Below are 15,763 nucleotides of genomic sequence, written 5' to 3' on the forward strand. Positions count from 1 at the left end.
GACCTTTGCGAACGGAAGATTTTGGAGAAAAGCGGTGGCTCAGGCCGCAACGCTGGGACGAGTACGCATCAGCAAGAAGAGCAGAAGAAGGCAGACTGATGTCACCGGCCAGACGACGGCGTTCAGCATATCCCAGCCATAGACCGAGAGAACCTTGCCAGAGGCAAAGGACGAGAGCGCGACGGTGGTAAAGAGGATGATGTCGTGGAAGGCCTGCACCTTGTCGGCCTCTTGTGGGCGATAACTGCCGGCAACAATGGCGGTCGAGCCGATGAAACCGAAATTCCAGCCCAGACCGAGAAGCACCAGAGCGCCCCAGAAGTTCCAGAGTTCCAGACCCATGTGGGCGACGGCCGCGCAGGCCATGAGCAGCAGCAGCCCGCAGGCGACGATGCGCTCGGCGCCGAAGCGTGTGATCAGCCACCCCGTAAAGAAGCTGGGCGCAAACATTGCGAGCACGTGCCACTGGATGCCGAGCGTGGCAAGCTCGGTGGAAAAGCCGCAGCCGACGACCATGGCGACCGGTGCACCGGTCATCATGAATGTCATCAGCGCGTAGCTGGATATGCCGCAGACCATGCCGGTGATGAAGCGTTGGTTGCGAACGATCTCACTGAGCGAGCGGGCGGCCTGGCCATGATGCTCGCTAGCCACGGTCCCCTGCTCCGGCAGACGCAATGGCGCGAAGAAGAATGCGGCCAGCAGGCAGACCGGCAGCAAGGCGATGAAGGCCCCGACAAAGGCAACGGGCGCGAAGAGATCACCGGCGAAAATGACGATCTGTGGGCCGAGAATCGCGGAAACGATGCCGCCGCCCAGGATCCACGATATCGCCTTCGGTTTGTAGAAGGACGGCGCAGCATCGGCGGCCGCGAAGCGCAGCTTTTGTGTAAACCCGTTGGAGGAGCCGAGAATGGCAAGACCGAAGGCAAAGAGCCAGAAGCTCTCGCGGAACAGCGCAACCGCGGCGATTGCGGCGCCTACCGACGCAATCCCGGTGCCGACCATGAAGGCGAAGCGTCGGCCGATGAGGCGCGAGAGCGTTGCCACGAGAATGACACCGAGCGCCATGCCGACGTTGTAGGCAGTCAGAGGTGCTGTCGCCAGCGACTTGTCGTCTGCCAGCAATTGATAGCCGGCAACGCCGCCGACGGCAAAACAGATCGGGCCGACGACGCCAAGGATCGCCTGCGCCGCCGTTAGAAGGAAAACGTTGCGGCGCGCTTCGCGAAGGGCAGAGCCCATATCATCGACGGCAGCCGCAACCATGGCCGCGCTACTTCTTGGGTTCGCCGCGAACCTGCCGGGCAATTCGGTCAAGAACGGCGTTCACCAGCTTCGGCTCGTCGTCTCCGAAGAAAGCCTTGGCAATTTCGACATATTCGGTGACGATCACCGCAACAGGCACGTCCTTGCGCTCCAGCATCTCGAATGTCCCGGCGCGCAAGATGGCACGAACGGTGGAATCGAGCCGCGACAGCGCCCAGTCGTCCTGCAATGCCGAGCCGATCAGCGGGTCGAGCTTGCGCTGATCGCGCACGACGCCTGCAACGATCGAGCGGAACCAGGACGCATCAGCCTTCAGATAGGTATCGCCGTCCAGTTCCTGGCCGAGGCGGTGCATTTCGTATTCAGCGACGACTTCGAGCACGCCGGTGCCGCCGATATCCATCTGGTAGAGCGCCTGCACGGCCGCGAGACGCGCCGCGCCGCGTTGGTTAGCCTGTTTCAACGGCTGATCCGAGGGGGTGTTCGTCACTGTTCCGTGCCCAATTTGTTCTTCAGTTCAATCATCGTCAACGCAGCGCGCGCTGCAAAGCCGCCCTTGTCGCCTTCCGACCGGCGCGCCCGCGCCCAGGCCTGATCATCATTTTCGACCGTCAGGATGCCGTTGCCGATGGCAAGGCTTTCGCTGACGGCGAGGTCCATGATCGCACGCGAGGATTCGTTCGCGACGATATCGAAATGATAGGTCTCGCCGCGAATGACCATGCCGAGCGCGACGAAGCCGTCGTAGCCCGTGCCGCCGTCGTCCGCGCCATCGAGCGCCATGGCGATTGCCGGCGGGATTTCGAGTGCGCCGGGAACTGTCACGATATCATAGGTCGCGCCGGCTGCATCCAGCGCATGTTTGGCGCCATCGAGCAACGCGTCGGCCATATCGTCATAGAAGCGTGCTTCCACAATCAGGATGTGGGCAGCCTTGGTCTTCGCCATGGGTCACCTGTCTTGAGATTTCTGCGCCGGTGCGACCGGCTGAGGCGGCGGTCAAACCATGACCGGCGTCGAATGGCAAGCAAATTCCGCTCTCGGCGCCCTTTTGCCGCGTCGCACGCCGGTAGCGCCCTGCCCGCTCCAGATGGGGCGGTACGCTTGTGTCACGCTTGAGGGGGTAGCCAGGCGTTGCCGACAATGACAATAATCAAACCTTACACAACGCCTGGCCGGAGAGAAAGCCGGCCCGGACAATGGAAGTCGAGCGAAGGTTGTCCCTAATGCATGATGTCGATCCGTCGATATCTATTCGTCTGCCCAGTATGCCTCAGGCCGTCGTCTTCGACATGGACGGCCTGCTCTTCGATACCGAGGCACTCTATCGCGACGCGATGCTTACGACTGCGCAGGCGCTCGGGCAGATCATGCCGCTGTCGCTTTATCTCGCGACCATAGGGCTTTCCGGCGAAGCGACGCGACAATCACTCAGCAGACATTTCGGAGCAGACTTCGATCTCGACGGGTTTTGGCGGCAGGCGTCCGCCACCTTCCATACCCTGACAACGACCGAACTGCGGTTGAAGCCGGGTGTGGTCGAACTCATCGACCTATTGGAAGACCTCGGCATTCCCTTTGCGATCGCCACATCGTCAGAGCATCACGATGTCGAGCGAAACCTCGGCCTTCATGGATTGTTCGACCGCTTCCCTGTCGTCGTCGCTCACGGCGACTACCAACTGGGCAAGCCGCATCCCGAACCTTTCCTGACGGCTGCTCGGCGGCTCGATGTCCCGCCCGAGCTTTGCCTTGCGCTTGAGGACAGCCATAACGGCGTGCGCTCGGCATCATCGGCCGGCATGATGACGATCATGGTGCCGGATCTGCTGGCGGCAACGGAAGAGATCCGCAGCCTTTGCGTCAATGTCGCCGCCCACCTCGGCCAGGTTCACCACGCGCTCCTCAACCATTCGCGAGGCGCCCATGCCCCTGCCTGAAGACAGAATTGCCACGCGCCTTTCTTCACGTTTCGAATGCAAATTTTCCCGTAAGAACGAATGGCCGCCGCCGGACACCTGACCGATTGTCGGCAGACCAAAAATCAAGCGCGACACGGAGGAGCCACTAAGGTCGCCCCGTGCGACGCCGATAGCGCCAGGGAGGAATACATGGCGGACACCAACAAACCCATCATCAACCCGAGGGATCTTGCCCTCGACCATTGGTCGGAAGGCACGTTTTTCGAGTCACGCGACGCGTCTTTCGGCGGCCGGCTGGGGCTGAAAGACCTAGGCATCGGCTATGGCGAAGTGCCACCGGGCAAATCCGGTTGCCCGTTCCACAACCATCATGTGGAAGAGGAACTGTTCGTCATCCTCGAAGGCGAAGGCACCTATCGGTTCGGCGCCGAGCGCTACGCTGTCGGGCCTGGGGACATCCTGGGCGCACCTGCCGGCGGCCCCGAGACGGCACACCACCTGATCAACACCGGAACCGTGCCGCTCAAATATCTCTCCATCTCGACGATGGCCGCAACCGAGATCTGCGAATACCCGGATTCCGGAAAGTTTCACGCCAGGACGCGCACGGCCGGCGGCGAACGCCGGTTCCAGTTCACCGGCAGGCCTGAAAGTGCCGTCGACTACTGGGACGGCGAGCCCGGCATCTGATCCCCTTTCCAAACCAATAGCAGTGGATAAAACATGCACAGTGTTCCTATCATCGAGACCGAACGCCTGGTCCTGCGTCCCTATCGACGTGACGACTTCACGGCCTATGCCGCCCTGTTTGCCGACAGTGAGGTAACGCGTTTCGTCGGCGGCGTTCCCTACACGCGAGAGCAGTCCTGGACGCGGTTCCTGCGCCAGGTCGGCATGTGGCACTATTTCGGCTTCGGCTTCTTCGCCATCCAGGATCGAGCGACCGGCACCTTTCTCGGAGAAGCGGGTTTTCATGACGTTCATCGGCTGATCACGCCATCGCTCGAAGGAACCATGGAAACCGGATGGGCGCTTTCGCCCAAGGCACATGGCCAGGGGCTTGCAACCGAGGCTGTTACCGCCGCGCTCGAATGGGCCGACCGACAGTTTCCGAAGTTGCGGAAGACCTGCATCATCGATGTCGGCAACAATGCTTCGATCCGCGTCGCAGAAAAGCATGGCTTTAAGGAATTCTGGCGCACGTCCTATCACGGAACCCATGTGATCATGTTTGAACGGCAACGACCGCTTGCTGGTGCCACGGCCCATTTGGGGCAAATGCCTGCGAATTTGGCAACGTAAACAATCCTGAATTGCCAAACGCCTAGATCGCAAGTAAGGTTGCTGGGCCTCGGGTGGAGGCGAATTATAACCTTAGGCAACACCACCTGATCAGTCGACGTCCAACAAATTTCGCTGCGGGTAAGTCACCCGTAATACAGCCCGCTGGCGACTGCCATGCGCATCCCCAGCAGGCCCGCCAGAAACCCGCACTGGGTAATATGTTCGGGTATCAGGTTACCGGTTACTGCGCCGCAAACAACCAGGGAGCATGACCATGAATCGCATTGCCAAGCTATCAATCATTGCTGCTTTCTCTTCCCTCGCCTTCGCAGCTATCCCCCACGCTCAAGACGCCAAAATGGAATGGCCGGCTGAAATCGAGAAGACGGTGCAAGAGTTCAAGGGAGACAACTTCACCATCGTCGATGTCGGTACGCTGAGCGAACAAGATCAGACACGCATGTGGATCGAGCATGCGACGCCAGAACAGCGCGCCGCCTTGCAAGCGGCGGTCAACAGCAACGCTGGATTAGCCGCCGCGCTGAAGGCCAAGAACGTCGAAATGGGCAATATAGCGGGCGCTGTGCAGAGTGCCAACGGAAGCCTCACCCTATACGTGCGTTGAACCGCGCGCGGTCAACCTAAAAAGGTGCACCATCTCCACATTCGAGGTGGTGCACCTTGTCGGGTCTCGGCGGCTGCGATCGCCTATTCAGCCTTCGGCGCGGGAAACTCCGCAAGGCGGGCGGCGTAGCGCGCCATCGTATCGACTTCGAAATTGACGAAATCGCCAGCCTGGCGTTCGCCCCAGGTCGTCACCTCAAGCGAATGCCGGATCAGCAGCACGTCGAACTCGGCGCCATCGACCTTGTTGACTGTAAGCGACGTGCCGTCCAGTGCGACGGACCCCTTGGGCGCAACGAACTTGGCCAGATGCGCTGGTGCACGCAACCGGAACCGGACAGCATCACCTTCAGATTCGATCGAGAGAATCTCGGCCTTGTCGTCGATATGACCGGAAACGAGATGGCCGCCGAGTTCATCGCCGATCTTCAGTGACCGCTCGAGATTGATGCGTGTGCCCTTCTTCCAGCCGGCTATGGTCGTCAGCCGCAACGCCTCCTCCCATGCCTCGACCTCGAACCAGCGCTCGTTGCTGCCACCATCAGGCAAAGCCGTGACCGTCAGGCAAACGCCGGAATGGGCGATGGACGCCCCCATGTCGATGGTCTTCGGATCGTAATTGGTGGCGACGCGCAGCTTCACGCCTTCCTTCAGCGGCGTAACGGCGTCAACGGTACCGATATCAGTGACAATGCCTGTGAACATCAGTTCTCTCTTTCGTATTCTTCGAAAAGGTCGTCGCCGTATCGTGCGGAATTGACGAGCGTGAAGCCGGCAGGAACGGACTTCCGATCAAATGGGGACGCGATACCGTTTTCGCCAATCTGTTGCGGACCGGTATAGATCTGGATGCGATCGACGAGGCCACTCTCCAGGAAAGCACGAGCGGCAACGGCACCACCCTCGACGAGCAGCGAGGAAATGCCGCGAGAACCGAGCGCTGTCAGCAGATCGGCGACCGATCCGGTTTCCAGCACCTCGACACCGGCGGCCTCCAACGCCGCGCGGCGGCCAGCCCGGTCGCCAGCCGGCTCCAGTTCCGGTTGCCCCGACGGCTCGCCGGAGACGACAATCAGCGGGACATCGCGTGCTGAGCGCACGAGCTTCGATCCGGGAGAAAGGTCCAAGCGTCGATCGAGAACGATGCGGACGGGCGAGCGGTCTTCAAGTCCGGGAAGACGCACGGTCAATTCCGGATCGTCGGCGGTCGCCGTACCGATGCCCACCAGGATCGCGTCGCTTTGCGCCCTGAGGATCTGAACCTGCGCCCTGGAAATCGGACCGGTAATACGGACCTGTCCAGCCCCTTTGCGGCCGATCATGCCGTCGGCAGAAATGGCAAGCTTGAGAGTCACATGCGGACGTTTGCTGACCTGCCGCATGAGATAGGCTTCGAGCGCGCGATGCCCCTCCTCCGGCAGTAGGCCGATATCGACCGTGATTCCAGCATCGCGCAAACGCACGACGCCGCGGCCGGCAACGCGTTCATCGGGGTCGAGGATCGAGATGACGACACGGGCAACGCCGGCGGCGACAAGCGCATCGGCGCAGGGCGGCGTCTTGCCGTGATGCGAGCACGGTTCGAGGGTGACATAGGCGGTCGCGCGCCGCGCCCGTTCTCTGGCTTCGGCAAGCGCCTGGGCTTCCGCATGCGGACGACCGCTGCTGGCGGTTACCGCCCGTCCGACGACAATGCCATCCTTCACGATCAGGCAGGCGACCGATGGGTTTGTGGATGTCTGTCCGAGATGATGGCGTGCCAGCCGCAGCGCCGCCGCCATAAACCTCTCGTCCTCACGGGTGGGATTGGCCATGGCGATCCGGGCGCTTTCCTATTCGCCGGGGTCGCGCGCAATCTTGGCGCTGATCTCGGCGATGACCTTCTCGAAATCTTCGGCGTGGGAGAAATCCCGATAGACCGATGCGTAGCGGACGAAAGCGACATCGTCGAGGCTCTTCAGCGCTTCCAGCACCTGCAGGCCGATCTCTTCCGAAGGGATCTCGGTCTCGCCGGAGCTTTCGAGCCGTCGCACGATGCCGGAAACTGCCCGCTCGATGCGGTCGCGATCTACAGGGCGCTTTCTCAGTGCGATCTCGAAAGACCGCAGTAGTTTGTCCCGGTCGAAAGGCACCTTCCGACCGGTCTTCTTGATGATCATCAGCTCACGCAGCTGCACCCGTTCGAAGGTCGTGAAGCGACCACCGCAATCCGGGCAGATACGGCGACGACGAATGGCGTTGCCGTCCTCTGCCGGACGGCTGTCCTTCACCTGGCTGTCTTCGGAACCGCAATAGGGGCAGCGCATGATGAGCCGATCACATGTAGCCGTACATCGGGAAGCGTTCGGTGAGCTTCATCACCTTCTCGCGCACACCCGCTTCGACGGCAGCATTGCCTTCGTCGGAGTTGGCGACCTTGAGGCCGTCGAGCACTTCGACGATCAGTTCACCGATTTCCTTGAATTCGGCTTCCTTGAAGCCACGCGTCGTGCCGGCCGGAGTGCCGAGACGGACACCCGACGTGACGAACGGCTTTTCGGGATCGAACGGGATGCCGTTCTTGTTGCAGGTGACATAGGCGCGGCCAAGGGCTGCCTCGGCGCGCTTGCCGGTCGCGTTCTTCTTGCGCAGGTCAACCAACATCAGGTGGTTGTCGGTGCCGCCGGAAACGATGTCGAGGCCGTTCGCCTTGAGCGTCTCTGCAAGCGTGCGGGCGTTGTTGACGACCTGGGCCGCATAGTCCTTGAAGGACGGCTGCAGCGCTTCGCCGAAGGCAACGGCCTTGGCGGCGATGACGTGCATCAGCGGGCCACCCTGGAGACCCGGGAAGACCGCCGAGTTGATCTTCTTGGCGATATCCTCGTCATTGGTCAGGATCATGCCACCGCGCGGGCCGCGCAGCGACTTGTGTGTGGTCGTCGTTGCAACGTGGCAATGCGGAACCGGCGACGGATGCTGGTCACCGGCAACGAGGCCGGCAATGTGCGCCATGTCGACCATCAGATAGGCGCCGATTTCGTCGGCGATCTCGCGGAAACGCTTCCAGTCCCAGATGCGGGAATAGGCGGTGCCGCCGGCGATGATCAGCTTCGGCTTATGCTGGCGCGCTTTCTCGGCGACGGCGTCCATGTCAAGCAGGTGATCGCTCTCGCGAACGCCGTAGGAAACCACGTTGAACCACTTGCCGGACATGTTGACCGGCGAGCCGTGCGTCAGGTGACCGCCCGAATTGAGGTCGAGACCCATGAAGGTGTCGCCTGGCTGCAGGAGTGCCAGGAACACGGCCTGATTCATCTGCGAGCCGGAGTTCGGCTGCACGTTGACGAACTTGGCACCGAAGAGCTTCTTGGCACGCTCGATCGCCAATTCCTCGGCGATATCAACGAACTGGCAGCCGCCGTAATAGCGCTTGCCCGGATAGCCCTCGGCATATTTGTTGGTCATGATCGAGCCCTGGGCCTCGAGCACGGCGCGCGAAACGATGTTCTCGGAGGCGATCAGTTCGATCTCGTGGCGCTGGCGACCCAGCTCCTTTTCGATCGCACCGAAGATTTCCGGATCGCTGTCGGCGAGAGAGCGGGTGAAGAAGGCATCATTGTTCTGTGCAAGCATCGGGCGAGGCTCCTCTCAAAGGTGGCAGTTCTTTAGCTTCCTCGCACGGCGAGAGCAATATCCGCTGTGCGGTTTGCGTCATTTCCCCCATCTGCCGCGCCTAAACATCGCAGCCATGGACCAACGAAAAAGCCGCACTGCCAAGGCAAGCGCGGCTTTTTCAAATTATTGTCCCGACTTTGCTTATTGCGGCAGAGCGTCCTGCTCGACCGAGCCGGAGGACTGCTCGACGCCATAGGGCGTCTGCAGTGCAAGTTCTGTCGCGCCATCGCGCTGATAGATGTCGTCGCGGAACTGGACGACGCCATCTGTCGCCGACCAGGCGGTGATGTAGGTGAAAAAGACCGGAACTTCTTCGGCCAGCGTGATCGGAGTGTTGACGCCGGTCTTGATCGTGGCTTCCATCTGCTGGCGCGACCAGCCGGGTGTTTCCTTCAACAGCCAGCTCGAAAGGTCGCGAACGTTCTGGACGCGAACGCAGCCGGACGATTCGAAACGCATCAGCTTGTTGAACAGGCCCTGCTGCGGCGTATCGTGCATGTAGACCTGATGCTCGTTGTGGAAGTTGATCTTCGTCGACGACATCGCGTTGATCTTGCCCGGATCCTGACGGAACATCAGGTTCGGCGCCTTCTCGGCATTCCAGTCGACCGTTTCTGGCGACACTTCGCCACCGCTGCCATCGAACAGGCGGATGGCATTGCGCTTCAGGTAGGTCGGATCCTTGCGCATCAGCGGCATGATATCCTTCTGGATGATCGAGCGCGGCGCGGTCCAATAGGGGTTGAGAATGACCTCGTAGATCTTGGAATTGAGGATCGGCGACTGGCGGTCGATCTTGCCGACGATGGCGGTGTGGCGCAGCGCGACGCGGCCGTTCTCCACAGCTTCGATGTAGGCAGCCGGGATGTTGACCATCACGTAGCGGCGGCCGAGGTCACCGGACATCGACTGCAGGCGCACGAGATTGGTCTGCAACTGGCCGAGACGGGTGGTCGCCGGAACGTTGATGGCCTTCAGCGTGTATTCGCCAATGACGCCGTCCGCCGGGAGGCCGTGGCGGGCCTGGAAGCGCTTTACGGCGCCGTCGACGTAGGAATCGAACTGCGACGAAATGCCGGCCGAACGCGGCAGGTCGCCGGAAACCATCAGGCGCTGGCGCAGTTGCTGCACCGAAGGATCGGTAACGCCGATCTCGAGCTTGAGGCTGGTTGCCACCATCGGCCAACCGCCTGACGAAACGATGTTCTGATAGTCGAAGATCGCCTGCTGGACATGGCTGATCGTCTCCGGGCCGAAGACCGGCGTATTGGACACGACCGTGGTCGCCGTGCGCGATGCCTTGGCGTCGTACTGGTCGTCCCAGGAGCCGCGGCGTGGCGAATTGATGATCTCGTTCAGGGCGTCCTGTGCGCCCGCGGCTCCCGCGCAAGCGACGGCACCGAAGGTTGCGGCCGAGCGCAGAAATGCACGGCGCGAGAATGCATCAATTCCATTCTTTTTCGACATATTCCTACCATCCCAATGCGTTGGCACGCGCCCTATGCGCAGGCACGCATGTTGCCGGAGCCCTAACACGATCGTGGTTAACAAAGGTCAACCAACGAGCCACCCTGCCCTCGCATTTCACGATACCGCGAGCGAGGTCCCTCATCCGGCAGGCGTACGCGAAACGAAACCACATCGATGAAAACACGTGGGCGCACCTACCGCATGCTCTCGTCGCTGTCACACCAATATGGCCAATTCGTGTCTCGGGCGGCGGCCGAAGGCATGTGGCACGCCTCTTGCTTGGGCCCACTGCGGCCTTTCGGCAACATCGCCGGGACCGAAAAACGGCAAAGGCCGGACACGCAAGGATTGCGTCCGGCCATTGAACTGGAGGTAAGCGACGCCGATTACAGGCGGTACATGATCGAGTCGTTCCAGAAGCGATCGAGGCGCTGCAGCAGCTTGTTCATCTGGGTGAACTCATCTGAACCGATGCCGCCAACCTTCTGGATCGAGCCGATGTGACGCTCGTAGAGCTTGGCGACGGTTTCGGCGATTTCCTGACCGTCTTCCGTCAGGCTGATGCGGACCGAACGACGGTCGACCCGTGAGCGCTGGTGGTTGATGAGACCGAGGTCGACGAGCTTCTTGACGTTGTAGGAGACGTTCGAGCCGAGGTAGTAGCCGCGGGAGCGAAGCTCGCCGGCGGTCAGCTCGGAGTTGCCGATGTTGAACAGCAACAGAGCCTGGACGGCGTTGACATCGTCGCGACCCTGACGGTCGAACTCGTCCTTGATAACGTCGAGCAGACGGCGGTGCAGACGCTCGACGAGGTGGAGGGATTCCATGTAGAGACCGCGGATGGTTTCTTCCTGAGGGTCTCGGGGCGCAGCGACCTGCGGCTTCATCTTCGTGTTCATTTGACTGCCTCACTGTTTTGTTTGGCGGTGTCTGTTTGTCTTCCCGCCTTGAGTGAGACCCTATCGAATACGTCTAAAATTCTACTTAAACCGCAGCCTTAACATGAGCTTACCATTCGGCGAGTCTGTCTCAGGGTGAATCAACTCTTACCTGTCTCGCCTGCCGGTAGCGTTGATAGAACAGCGCGGCCCTGAAAAGGATGAAGGTAACGGCGACGGCCCCGTGCAGCGCAATCAGCAACGGACGGGCGCCGAAACTGACGGGATAGAACTCGTACATCGCGATTTCGATCGCTGCCGCTACCACCCAGACCACCGGTCCCCAGGAGACCAGCAGCCACAGCCCGAGGGCAGCCACGGGGTAGACCACGGCAAGCGCGGTAGCCGCTGCCCGCCACTCCGGCGTCAATAGATCGAAACGGCCGGCACCGCCATGGGAGAAGCCGATCAGCATGGCCCAATAGTTCAGCGCGAACCAGAAGCACGAGGCCGACACCAGCCGCAGGAACAGACCGAAAAGGATCTCGGTCAGCGATGGTTTCGGCACATGGGCAGAATCATGAAGCATGGGCGGCAAGATAGGGCGGGTCGACGCCATCCGCCAGCACGAAGGAAGCCCCTCCCCCCCTTTGTCGATTGGCGACGGGGAAGAAATGCCGCAGGCCGGTCGTGCGCGGCGCGGTTTCCAAGCGTGGCCCCCACATGATAAAGCGCATGCCACCTCACAGTTTCCAAGGAAAGGCGCGGCGCGATGAACGACAGGACGAATCTTGTGGACAGGATTACCGGACACCGCCGCATGCGCCGCAACCGCAAGGCCGATTGGACGCGCCGGCTGGTGCAGGAAAACCGCCTGACGGTCGACGACCTGATCTGGCCGATCTTCATCGTGCCGGGCAGCAACATCGTGCAGCCGATCGATGCCATGCCTGGCGTCAACCGCATGAGCATCGACACGGCGGTGGAAGCGGTGAAAGAAGCCGCCGATCTCGGCATCCCGGCAATCGCCACCTTTCCCAATATAGATCTGTCGCTGCGCGACGAGACCGGCTCCAACAGCCTTGCCGCCGACAATCTCATCAACCAGGCGACGCGCGCCTTCAAGAAGGCCGTGCCCGAGATCGGCGTCATAACCGACGTGGCGCTCGACCCGTTCACCAGCCACGGCCACGACGGCATCCTGCGCGATGGCGAAATCGTCAACGACGAGACGGTGGAGACGATCGCCAGGGCCGCTGTCGGCCAGGCCGACGCCGGCGCCGATATCATCGCGCCTTCCGACATGATGGACGGTCGCATCGGTGCGATCCGCCAGGCGCTCGACGCGGCGGGCCACCAGAATGTCGGCATCATGGCCTATGCGACGAAATTCGCTTCCGGCTTCTACGGTCCCTATCGCGAGGCGATCGGCACCGGCGGTCTGCTCAAGGGCGACAAGAAGACCTATTATATCGACCCGGCCAACGGCACCGAGGCGATCCGCGACGCCGCACTCGACGTCGAGGAAGGCGCCGACATGCTGATGGTCAAGCCCGGCCTGCCCTACCTCGACATCTGCTGGCGCATGAAGGAGGCCTTCGGCCTTCCGGTTTTCGCCTACCAGGTGTCGGGCGAATACTCTCAAGTCAAGGCGGCGGCCGCCAATGGCTGGATCGACGGCGAGAAGGTGATGCTCGAAACGCTGCTCGCCTTCAAGCGCGCCGGCTGCGACGGCATCCTCAGCTACTTCGCCATCGAGGTCGCAAGGATCCTGGCCAAGGGGCGGTAACGCCCTCACCTTTGCAAACTGCAGGCGGCGCGTGGCGGGCAATCCTTGTTTTGCACGCAATGCCAACCCATATCGAGCTTACAACTATGCGGGGCCTATAGAGATGACGATGCACAACGAAGAACTGCGGCTGCCGAGCAATGACTGGCGCGCCTATCAGGGTGTGCTGTCGCGGCGGGTGTTCGCCTTCATTCTCGACTATGTCATCATCGCGCTCTTGTGGATCCCGGCCGCCGTCGTTGTGTTCTTCCTCGGCATCCTGACGCTCGGCCTCGGCTTCCTGCTCTATCCCGTGCTTTTTGCGCTGGTAGCGATGCTCTATTTCGGCGTGACCGTGGGCGGCCGCGAGCAGGCATCGCCCGGCATGCGGATGATGGGACTGGCGATTGCGCGCACTGACGGACGACCAATGGACTTCCTGACGGCGATCGTGCATCTCGTCATCTTCTGGATCGCCAACGCGCTGTTGACGCCGCTGATTCTGCTGATCGGACTGTTTACAGATCGCAGCCGCCTGCTGCACGATCTGCTGATTGGCACCGTAACGGTCCGTCGCGACACCTACTGAACCCTGCCGAAGCAATCGACGACGAACAATCCGCGCGCAAGGGGCGACCGCCCCAAACGTGTGAGTTGACGTTTTCCATTCTTCCGCCATGCTACTGTCATGAACAACCGCGCGAAGAGTGACCGCCGCACTCGATGAACACACAGACCACACCGTCTCCGCAATTCTATCTCACTGCACCGGCAGCCTGCCCTTATCTGCCGAATGAGATGGAGCGAAAGGTGTTTACCCACATGGTGGGCGAGCGCGCACCGGAGCTCAACGACCTCCTGACCCAGGGCGGCTTCCGCCGCTCGCAGAACATCGCCTATCGGCCCGCCTGCGAAACCTGTCGCGCCTGCATTTCCGTTCGAATTCTCGCCAACGAATTTTCGCCGAGCCGGTCGATGCGCCGCGTGCTCGCGACCAACAGCGACGTGATCTCATCGGAATATCCGGCCGAGCCGTCGAGCGAACAGTACAACCTCTTCCGCCGCTATCTCGACCGACGACACCAGAAGGGTGGCATGTCCGACATGTCGGTTCTCGACTATGCGATGATGGTCGAAGACACCCATGTGCACACCAAGATCATCGAGTATCGCTTAAGGACCGAAGGCGACGGCATCAGCGAGAGAGCGCGCGGACCGCTGATCGCGACAGCGCTGACCGACCGCATGGGTGACGGGCTTTCGATGGTCTATTCCTTCTTCGACCCTGCGCATGAGGAGCGCTCGCTCGGCACCTTCATGATTCTCGATCATATCCGGCGCGCCAAGGAGCGCGGCCTCCCGCATGTCTATCTCGGCTATTGGGTCAAGGGGTCGCGCAAGATGGGATACAAGACGAAATTTTTGCCGCAGGAGCATCTTATGCCGCGCGGCTGGGAGCGCTACGATGGTCCTGACGCTCCTTCAGAAATGCCCTCGACGGAAACGGATTGAAAATTGAACCCTTCCACTGATGCCGCGCTGCACCGGCGCGGACTTGCGATCACCGGCCTTGGCGGCCTTGCTCTCTCCTTCGACATTCCGCTCATCCGATCCGCCGGCGGCGAGGTCTGGTCGCTGCTCGCGGTGCGCAGCCTTTCGACTTTCTTCATCGGCCTCCTGGCATGGTTCGTGCTCAATCGGCTGCTTCGCCGCAAGATCTCACTCATTCCGGGCAAGACCGGGCTGGTCGTCGGTCTGTTTTACGGCATCAACTCGTGCACGTTCCTGCTGGCCGTCTTCAACACGTCAACGGCAAACGTCGTCTTCATTCTTGCCTTCACGTCGATGTTCGCGGCACTGCTTTCCTGGATCTTCCTGAAGGAACGCCCTTCCAACGCAACGCTCGTGACGATGGCAGCCATGGTGATCGGCGTGGGGCTGATCGTGCAGGACGGGCTTGAAAGTGGCCATATCTTCGGCGACGCGATGGCGGCAAGTTCCGCCTTCCTGCTCGCCAGCGCCATCACCATCAGCCGGGCAAGCGGCCGCGACATGGCTTTGGTGCCGCTGGTGACCGCCATCTTTCCGGCCGCAGTCGCGCTTCTGCTCTTGCCTGCCGGCGGCTTCGCGATCGCGGCTCCGCAATACATCCTGTTCAACGGCCTGGTGATGATCCCGCTTGCCTTCTTCTGTCTGGCAACAGGGCCGCGGTTCCTGTCGGCACCGGAAGTGGGTATGTTCTATCTGCTCGAAACCATCCTGGCACCGATCTGGGTCTGGCTTGTCTTCGCCGAAAGCCCGACGACGCAGACGCTTGCCGGCGGCGCCGTCCTTATCCTTGCGCTTATCGGCCACTCTCTCTGGCAGATGCGCAGCCGCCCCGTCCGCGCGGCTCTGCCCTGCCCCGAATAGGTAGCGGCCGTCCGCAAGGCGGCGAAATAACGATTGTCAGCGAAGGTTCGTCAGGCTGACGTTCTACCGCCCTCCAAAGAGTACGCCACTTGGCTGTGCATCGACCAAAGCGCACGGTTCATGTCGATCCAGGCGGCAGCGACATCAAGAGGTGCGGGATTGCCGCACACGGCCTCGCCATCACGGGCAGGTAGACGCGAAACCAGGCTGGCTTCCTCAAGGATGCGCAGGTGCTGCTCGAGTGCATCCGGCGTCACGGCGACGGCGGCGGCCACCTCGACAACCCGCGTTTCTCCGCCGAGCAATATCTCGAATATCCGCCGGCGAACCGGATTCGCGAGTGCGAGCAGAATGTCGTCAAGGGCAGCAGAATTTGGCATGGTCTTCATCCTGTTGGACGATTATTGATCCACGACCGCACGTTGCTTTCAAGCGCCGAAAACGGGGCATTCTACTAAATTTCAGATTGCTTTAGAAGCAGA

Annotated in this window: 19 protein-coding genes; 8 read left to right on the top strand and 11 right to left on the bottom strand. The window is 61.2% G+C overall.

The genetic code is table 11. The features are described from left to right. Positions 1-39: 39 nt before the first annotated feature. Genes ASD52_RS32810 through ribH form a run of 3 tightly spaced genes read right to left on the bottom strand, consistent with a single transcriptional unit; the run spans position 40 to position 2,217 of the window. Positions 40-1,245: an MFS transporter gene (locus ASD52_RS32810; protein WP_038576864.1), complete on the bottom strand. Its 1,206-nt coding sequence runs from the start codon at positions 1,243-1,245 to the stop codon at positions 40-42. Positions 1,246-1,276: 31 nt separating this feature from the next. Continuing rightward, on the bottom strand, positions 1,277-1,759 hold the full coding sequence (nusB, locus tag ASD52_RS32815; protein WP_025426528.1) for a transcription antitermination factor NusB: 483 nt from the start codon (positions 1,757-1,759) through the stop codon (positions 1,277-1,279). Further along, on the bottom strand, positions 1,756-2,217 hold the full coding sequence (gene ribH, locus ASD52_RS32820) for a 6,7-dimethyl-8-ribityllumazine synthase (RefSeq protein ID WP_025426527.1): 462 nt from the start codon (positions 2,215-2,217) through the stop codon (positions 1,756-1,758). The genes nusB and ribH overlap by 4 nt, the downstream gene beginning before the upstream one ends. A 278-nt stretch (positions 2,218-2,495) precedes the next feature. Between ribH and ASD52_RS32825 the strand changes: the two genes are divergently transcribed. The 4 genes from ASD52_RS32825 (at position 2,496) to ASD52_RS32840 (ending at position 5,100) form a co-directional block, all read left to right on the top strand. Next, positions 2,496-3,209, top strand: a complete 714-nt coding sequence (locus ASD52_RS32825; RefSeq protein WP_057211439.1) for an HAD family phosphatase — start codon at positions 2,496-2,498, stop codon at positions 3,207-3,209. Between the two features lie 171 nt (positions 3,210-3,380). Next, complete coding sequence (locus tag ASD52_RS32830) at positions 3,381-3,881, top strand: cupin domain-containing protein (protein WP_025426525.1); 501 nt, start codon at positions 3,381-3,383, stop codon at positions 3,879-3,881. Between the two features lie 33 nt (positions 3,882-3,914). After that, positions 3,915-4,493, top strand: coding sequence for a GNAT family N-acetyltransferase (locus ASD52_RS32835; protein WP_025426524.1), 579 nt, complete (start codon positions 3,915-3,917; stop codon positions 4,491-4,493). Between the two features lie 256 nt (positions 4,494-4,749). Further along, positions 4,750-5,100, top strand: coding sequence for a hypothetical protein (locus ASD52_RS32840; protein WP_025426523.1), 351 nt, complete (start codon positions 4,750-4,752; stop codon positions 5,098-5,100). 83 nt (positions 5,101-5,183) lie between these two features. Here ASD52_RS32840 and ASD52_RS32845 read toward each other — a convergent pair whose 3' ends face one another. The 7 genes from ASD52_RS32845 to ASD52_RS32875 form a co-directional block, all read right to left on the bottom strand. Next, the gene (locus tag ASD52_RS32845; RefSeq protein ID WP_025426522.1) at positions 5,184-5,804 is read right to left on the bottom strand and encodes a riboflavin synthase; all 621 of its coding nucleotides are present in this window, start codon (positions 5,802-5,804) and stop codon (positions 5,184-5,186) included. Continuing rightward, complete coding sequence (gene ribD / locus ASD52_RS32850; protein ID WP_025426521.1) at positions 5,804-6,913, bottom strand: bifunctional diaminohydroxyphosphoribosylaminopyrimidine deaminase/5-amino-6-(5-phosphoribosylamino)uracil reductase RibD; 1,110 nt, start codon at positions 6,911-6,913, stop codon at positions 5,804-5,806. Before ribD ends, ASD52_RS32845 begins: the two co-directional genes overlap by 1 nt. Before the next feature lie 18 nt (positions 6,914-6,931). Next, the gene (gene nrdR / locus ASD52_RS32855) at positions 6,932-7,405 is read right to left on the bottom strand and encodes a transcriptional regulator NrdR (RefSeq protein ID WP_003529310.1); all 474 of its coding nucleotides are present in this window, start codon (positions 7,403-7,405) and stop codon (positions 6,932-6,934) included. A gap of 10 nt (positions 7,406-7,415) precedes the next feature. Then, complete coding sequence (gene glyA / locus ASD52_RS32860) at positions 7,416-8,711, bottom strand: serine hydroxymethyltransferase (RefSeq protein WP_025426520.1); 1,296 nt, start codon at positions 8,709-8,711, stop codon at positions 7,416-7,418. Positions 8,712-8,894: 183 nt separating this feature from the next. Next, positions 8,895-10,220: a murein L,D-transpeptidase gene (locus tag ASD52_RS32865; RefSeq protein WP_025426519.1), complete on the bottom strand. Its 1,326-nt coding sequence runs from the start codon at positions 10,218-10,220 to the stop codon at positions 8,895-8,897. A gap of 389 nt (positions 10,221-10,609) precedes the next feature. Beyond that, positions 10,610-11,122, bottom strand: a complete 513-nt coding sequence (locus ASD52_RS32870; protein ID WP_025426518.1) for a MarR family winged helix-turn-helix transcriptional regulator — start codon at positions 11,120-11,122, stop codon at positions 10,610-10,612. A 130-nt stretch (positions 11,123-11,252) separates the two neighbouring features. Then, positions 11,253-11,690: a DUF6163 family protein gene (locus tag ASD52_RS32875; protein ID WP_025426517.1), complete on the bottom strand. Its 438-nt coding sequence runs from the start codon at positions 11,688-11,690 to the stop codon at positions 11,253-11,255. A 183-nt stretch (positions 11,691-11,873) separates the two neighbouring features. Here ASD52_RS32875 and hemB point away from each other — a divergent pair, with 183 nt between their 5' ends. From hemB to ASD52_RS32895, 4 genes are all read left to right on the top strand, one after another. Continuing rightward, a complete protein-coding gene (hemB, locus tag ASD52_RS32880) occupies positions 11,874-12,890 on the top strand; it encodes a porphobilinogen synthase (RefSeq protein ID WP_025426516.1) in 1,017 nt (338 codons plus the stop codon). A gap of 103 nt (positions 12,891-12,993) precedes the next feature. Continuing rightward, a complete protein-coding gene (locus tag ASD52_RS32885; RefSeq protein WP_025426515.1) occupies positions 12,994-13,458 on the top strand; it encodes an RDD family protein in 465 nt (154 codons plus the stop codon). 134 nt (positions 13,459-13,592) lie between these two features. Further along, entirely contained in the window at positions 13,593-14,381 is a 789-nt protein-coding gene (locus ASD52_RS32890; RefSeq protein ID WP_025426514.1) for an arginyltransferase, read from the top strand. Between the two features lie 3 nt (positions 14,382-14,384). After that, positions 14,385-15,281, top strand: a complete 897-nt coding sequence (locus ASD52_RS32895; protein WP_025426513.1) for a DMT family transporter — start codon at positions 14,385-14,387, stop codon at positions 15,279-15,281. A gap of 50 nt (positions 15,282-15,331) precedes the next feature. Here ASD52_RS32895 and ASD52_RS32900 read toward each other — a convergent pair whose 3' ends face one another. Then, positions 15,332-15,670, bottom strand: a complete 339-nt coding sequence (locus ASD52_RS32900; RefSeq protein ID WP_025426512.1) for a helix-turn-helix domain-containing protein — start codon at positions 15,668-15,670, stop codon at positions 15,332-15,334. Between the last annotated feature and the right edge of the window lie 93 nt (positions 15,671-15,763).

The sequence above is a fragment of the Ensifer sp. Root142 genome (genome assembly GCF_001426785.1).
Classification (GTDB): domain Bacteria; phylum Pseudomonadota; class Alphaproteobacteria; order Rhizobiales; family Rhizobiaceae; genus Ensifer; species Ensifer canadensis.

Coding starts and splice junctions, on each gene's coding strand:
- ASD52_RS32810 (WP_038576864.1), bottom strand. CDS start 1,245: ATGGGCTCTGCCCTTCGCGAAGCGCGCCGCAACGTTTTCCTTCTAACG.
- ribH (WP_025426527.1), bottom strand. CDS start 2,217: ATGGCGAAGACCAAGGCTGCCCACATCCTGATTGTGGAAGCACGCTTC.
- ASD52_RS32825 (WP_057211439.1), top strand. CDS start 2,496: ATGCATGATGTCGATCCGTCGATATCTATTCGTCTGCCCAGTATGCCT.
- ASD52_RS32830 (WP_025426525.1), top strand. CDS start 3,381: ATGGCGGACACCAACAAACCCATCATCAACCCGAGGGATCTTGCCCTC.
- ASD52_RS32835 (WP_025426524.1), top strand. CDS start 3,915: ATGCACAGTGTTCCTATCATCGAGACCGAACGCCTGGTCCTGCGTCCC.
- ASD52_RS32840 (WP_025426523.1), top strand. CDS start 4,750: ATGAATCGCATTGCCAAGCTATCAATCATTGCTGCTTTCTCTTCCCTC.
- ASD52_RS32845 (WP_025426522.1), bottom strand. CDS start 5,804: ATGTTCACAGGCATTGTCACTGATATCGGTACCGTTGACGCCGTTACG.
- ribD (WP_025426521.1), bottom strand. CDS start 6,913: ATGGCCAATCCCACCCGTGAGGACGAGAGGTTTATGGCGGCGGCGCTG.
- nrdR (WP_003529310.1), bottom strand. CDS start 7,405: ATGCGCTGCCCCTATTGCGGTTCCGAAGACAGCCAGGTGAAGGACAGC.
- glyA (WP_025426520.1), bottom strand. CDS start 8,711: ATGCTTGCACAGAACAATGATGCCTTCTTCACCCGCTCTCTCGCCGAC.
- ASD52_RS32865 (WP_025426519.1), bottom strand. CDS start 10,220: ATGTCGAAAAAGAATGGAATTGATGCATTCTCGCGCCGTGCATTTCTG.
- ASD52_RS32870 (WP_025426518.1), bottom strand. CDS start 11,122: ATGAACACGAAGATGAAGCCGCAGGTCGCTGCGCCCCGAGACCCTCAG.
- ASD52_RS32875 (WP_025426517.1), bottom strand. CDS start 11,690: ATGCTTCATGATTCTGCCCATGTGCCGAAACCATCGCTGACCGAGATC.
- hemB (WP_025426516.1), top strand. CDS start 11,874: ATGAACGACAGGACGAATCTTGTGGACAGGATTACCGGACACCGCCGC.
- ASD52_RS32885 (WP_025426515.1), top strand. CDS start 12,994: ATGACGATGCACAACGAAGAACTGCGGCTGCCGAGCAATGACTGGCGC.
- ASD52_RS32890 (WP_025426514.1), top strand. CDS start 13,593: ATGAACACACAGACCACACCGTCTCCGCAATTCTATCTCACTGCACCG.
- ASD52_RS32900 (WP_025426512.1), bottom strand. CDS start 15,670: ATGAAGACCATGCCAAATTCTGCTGCCCTTGACGACATTCTGCTCGCA.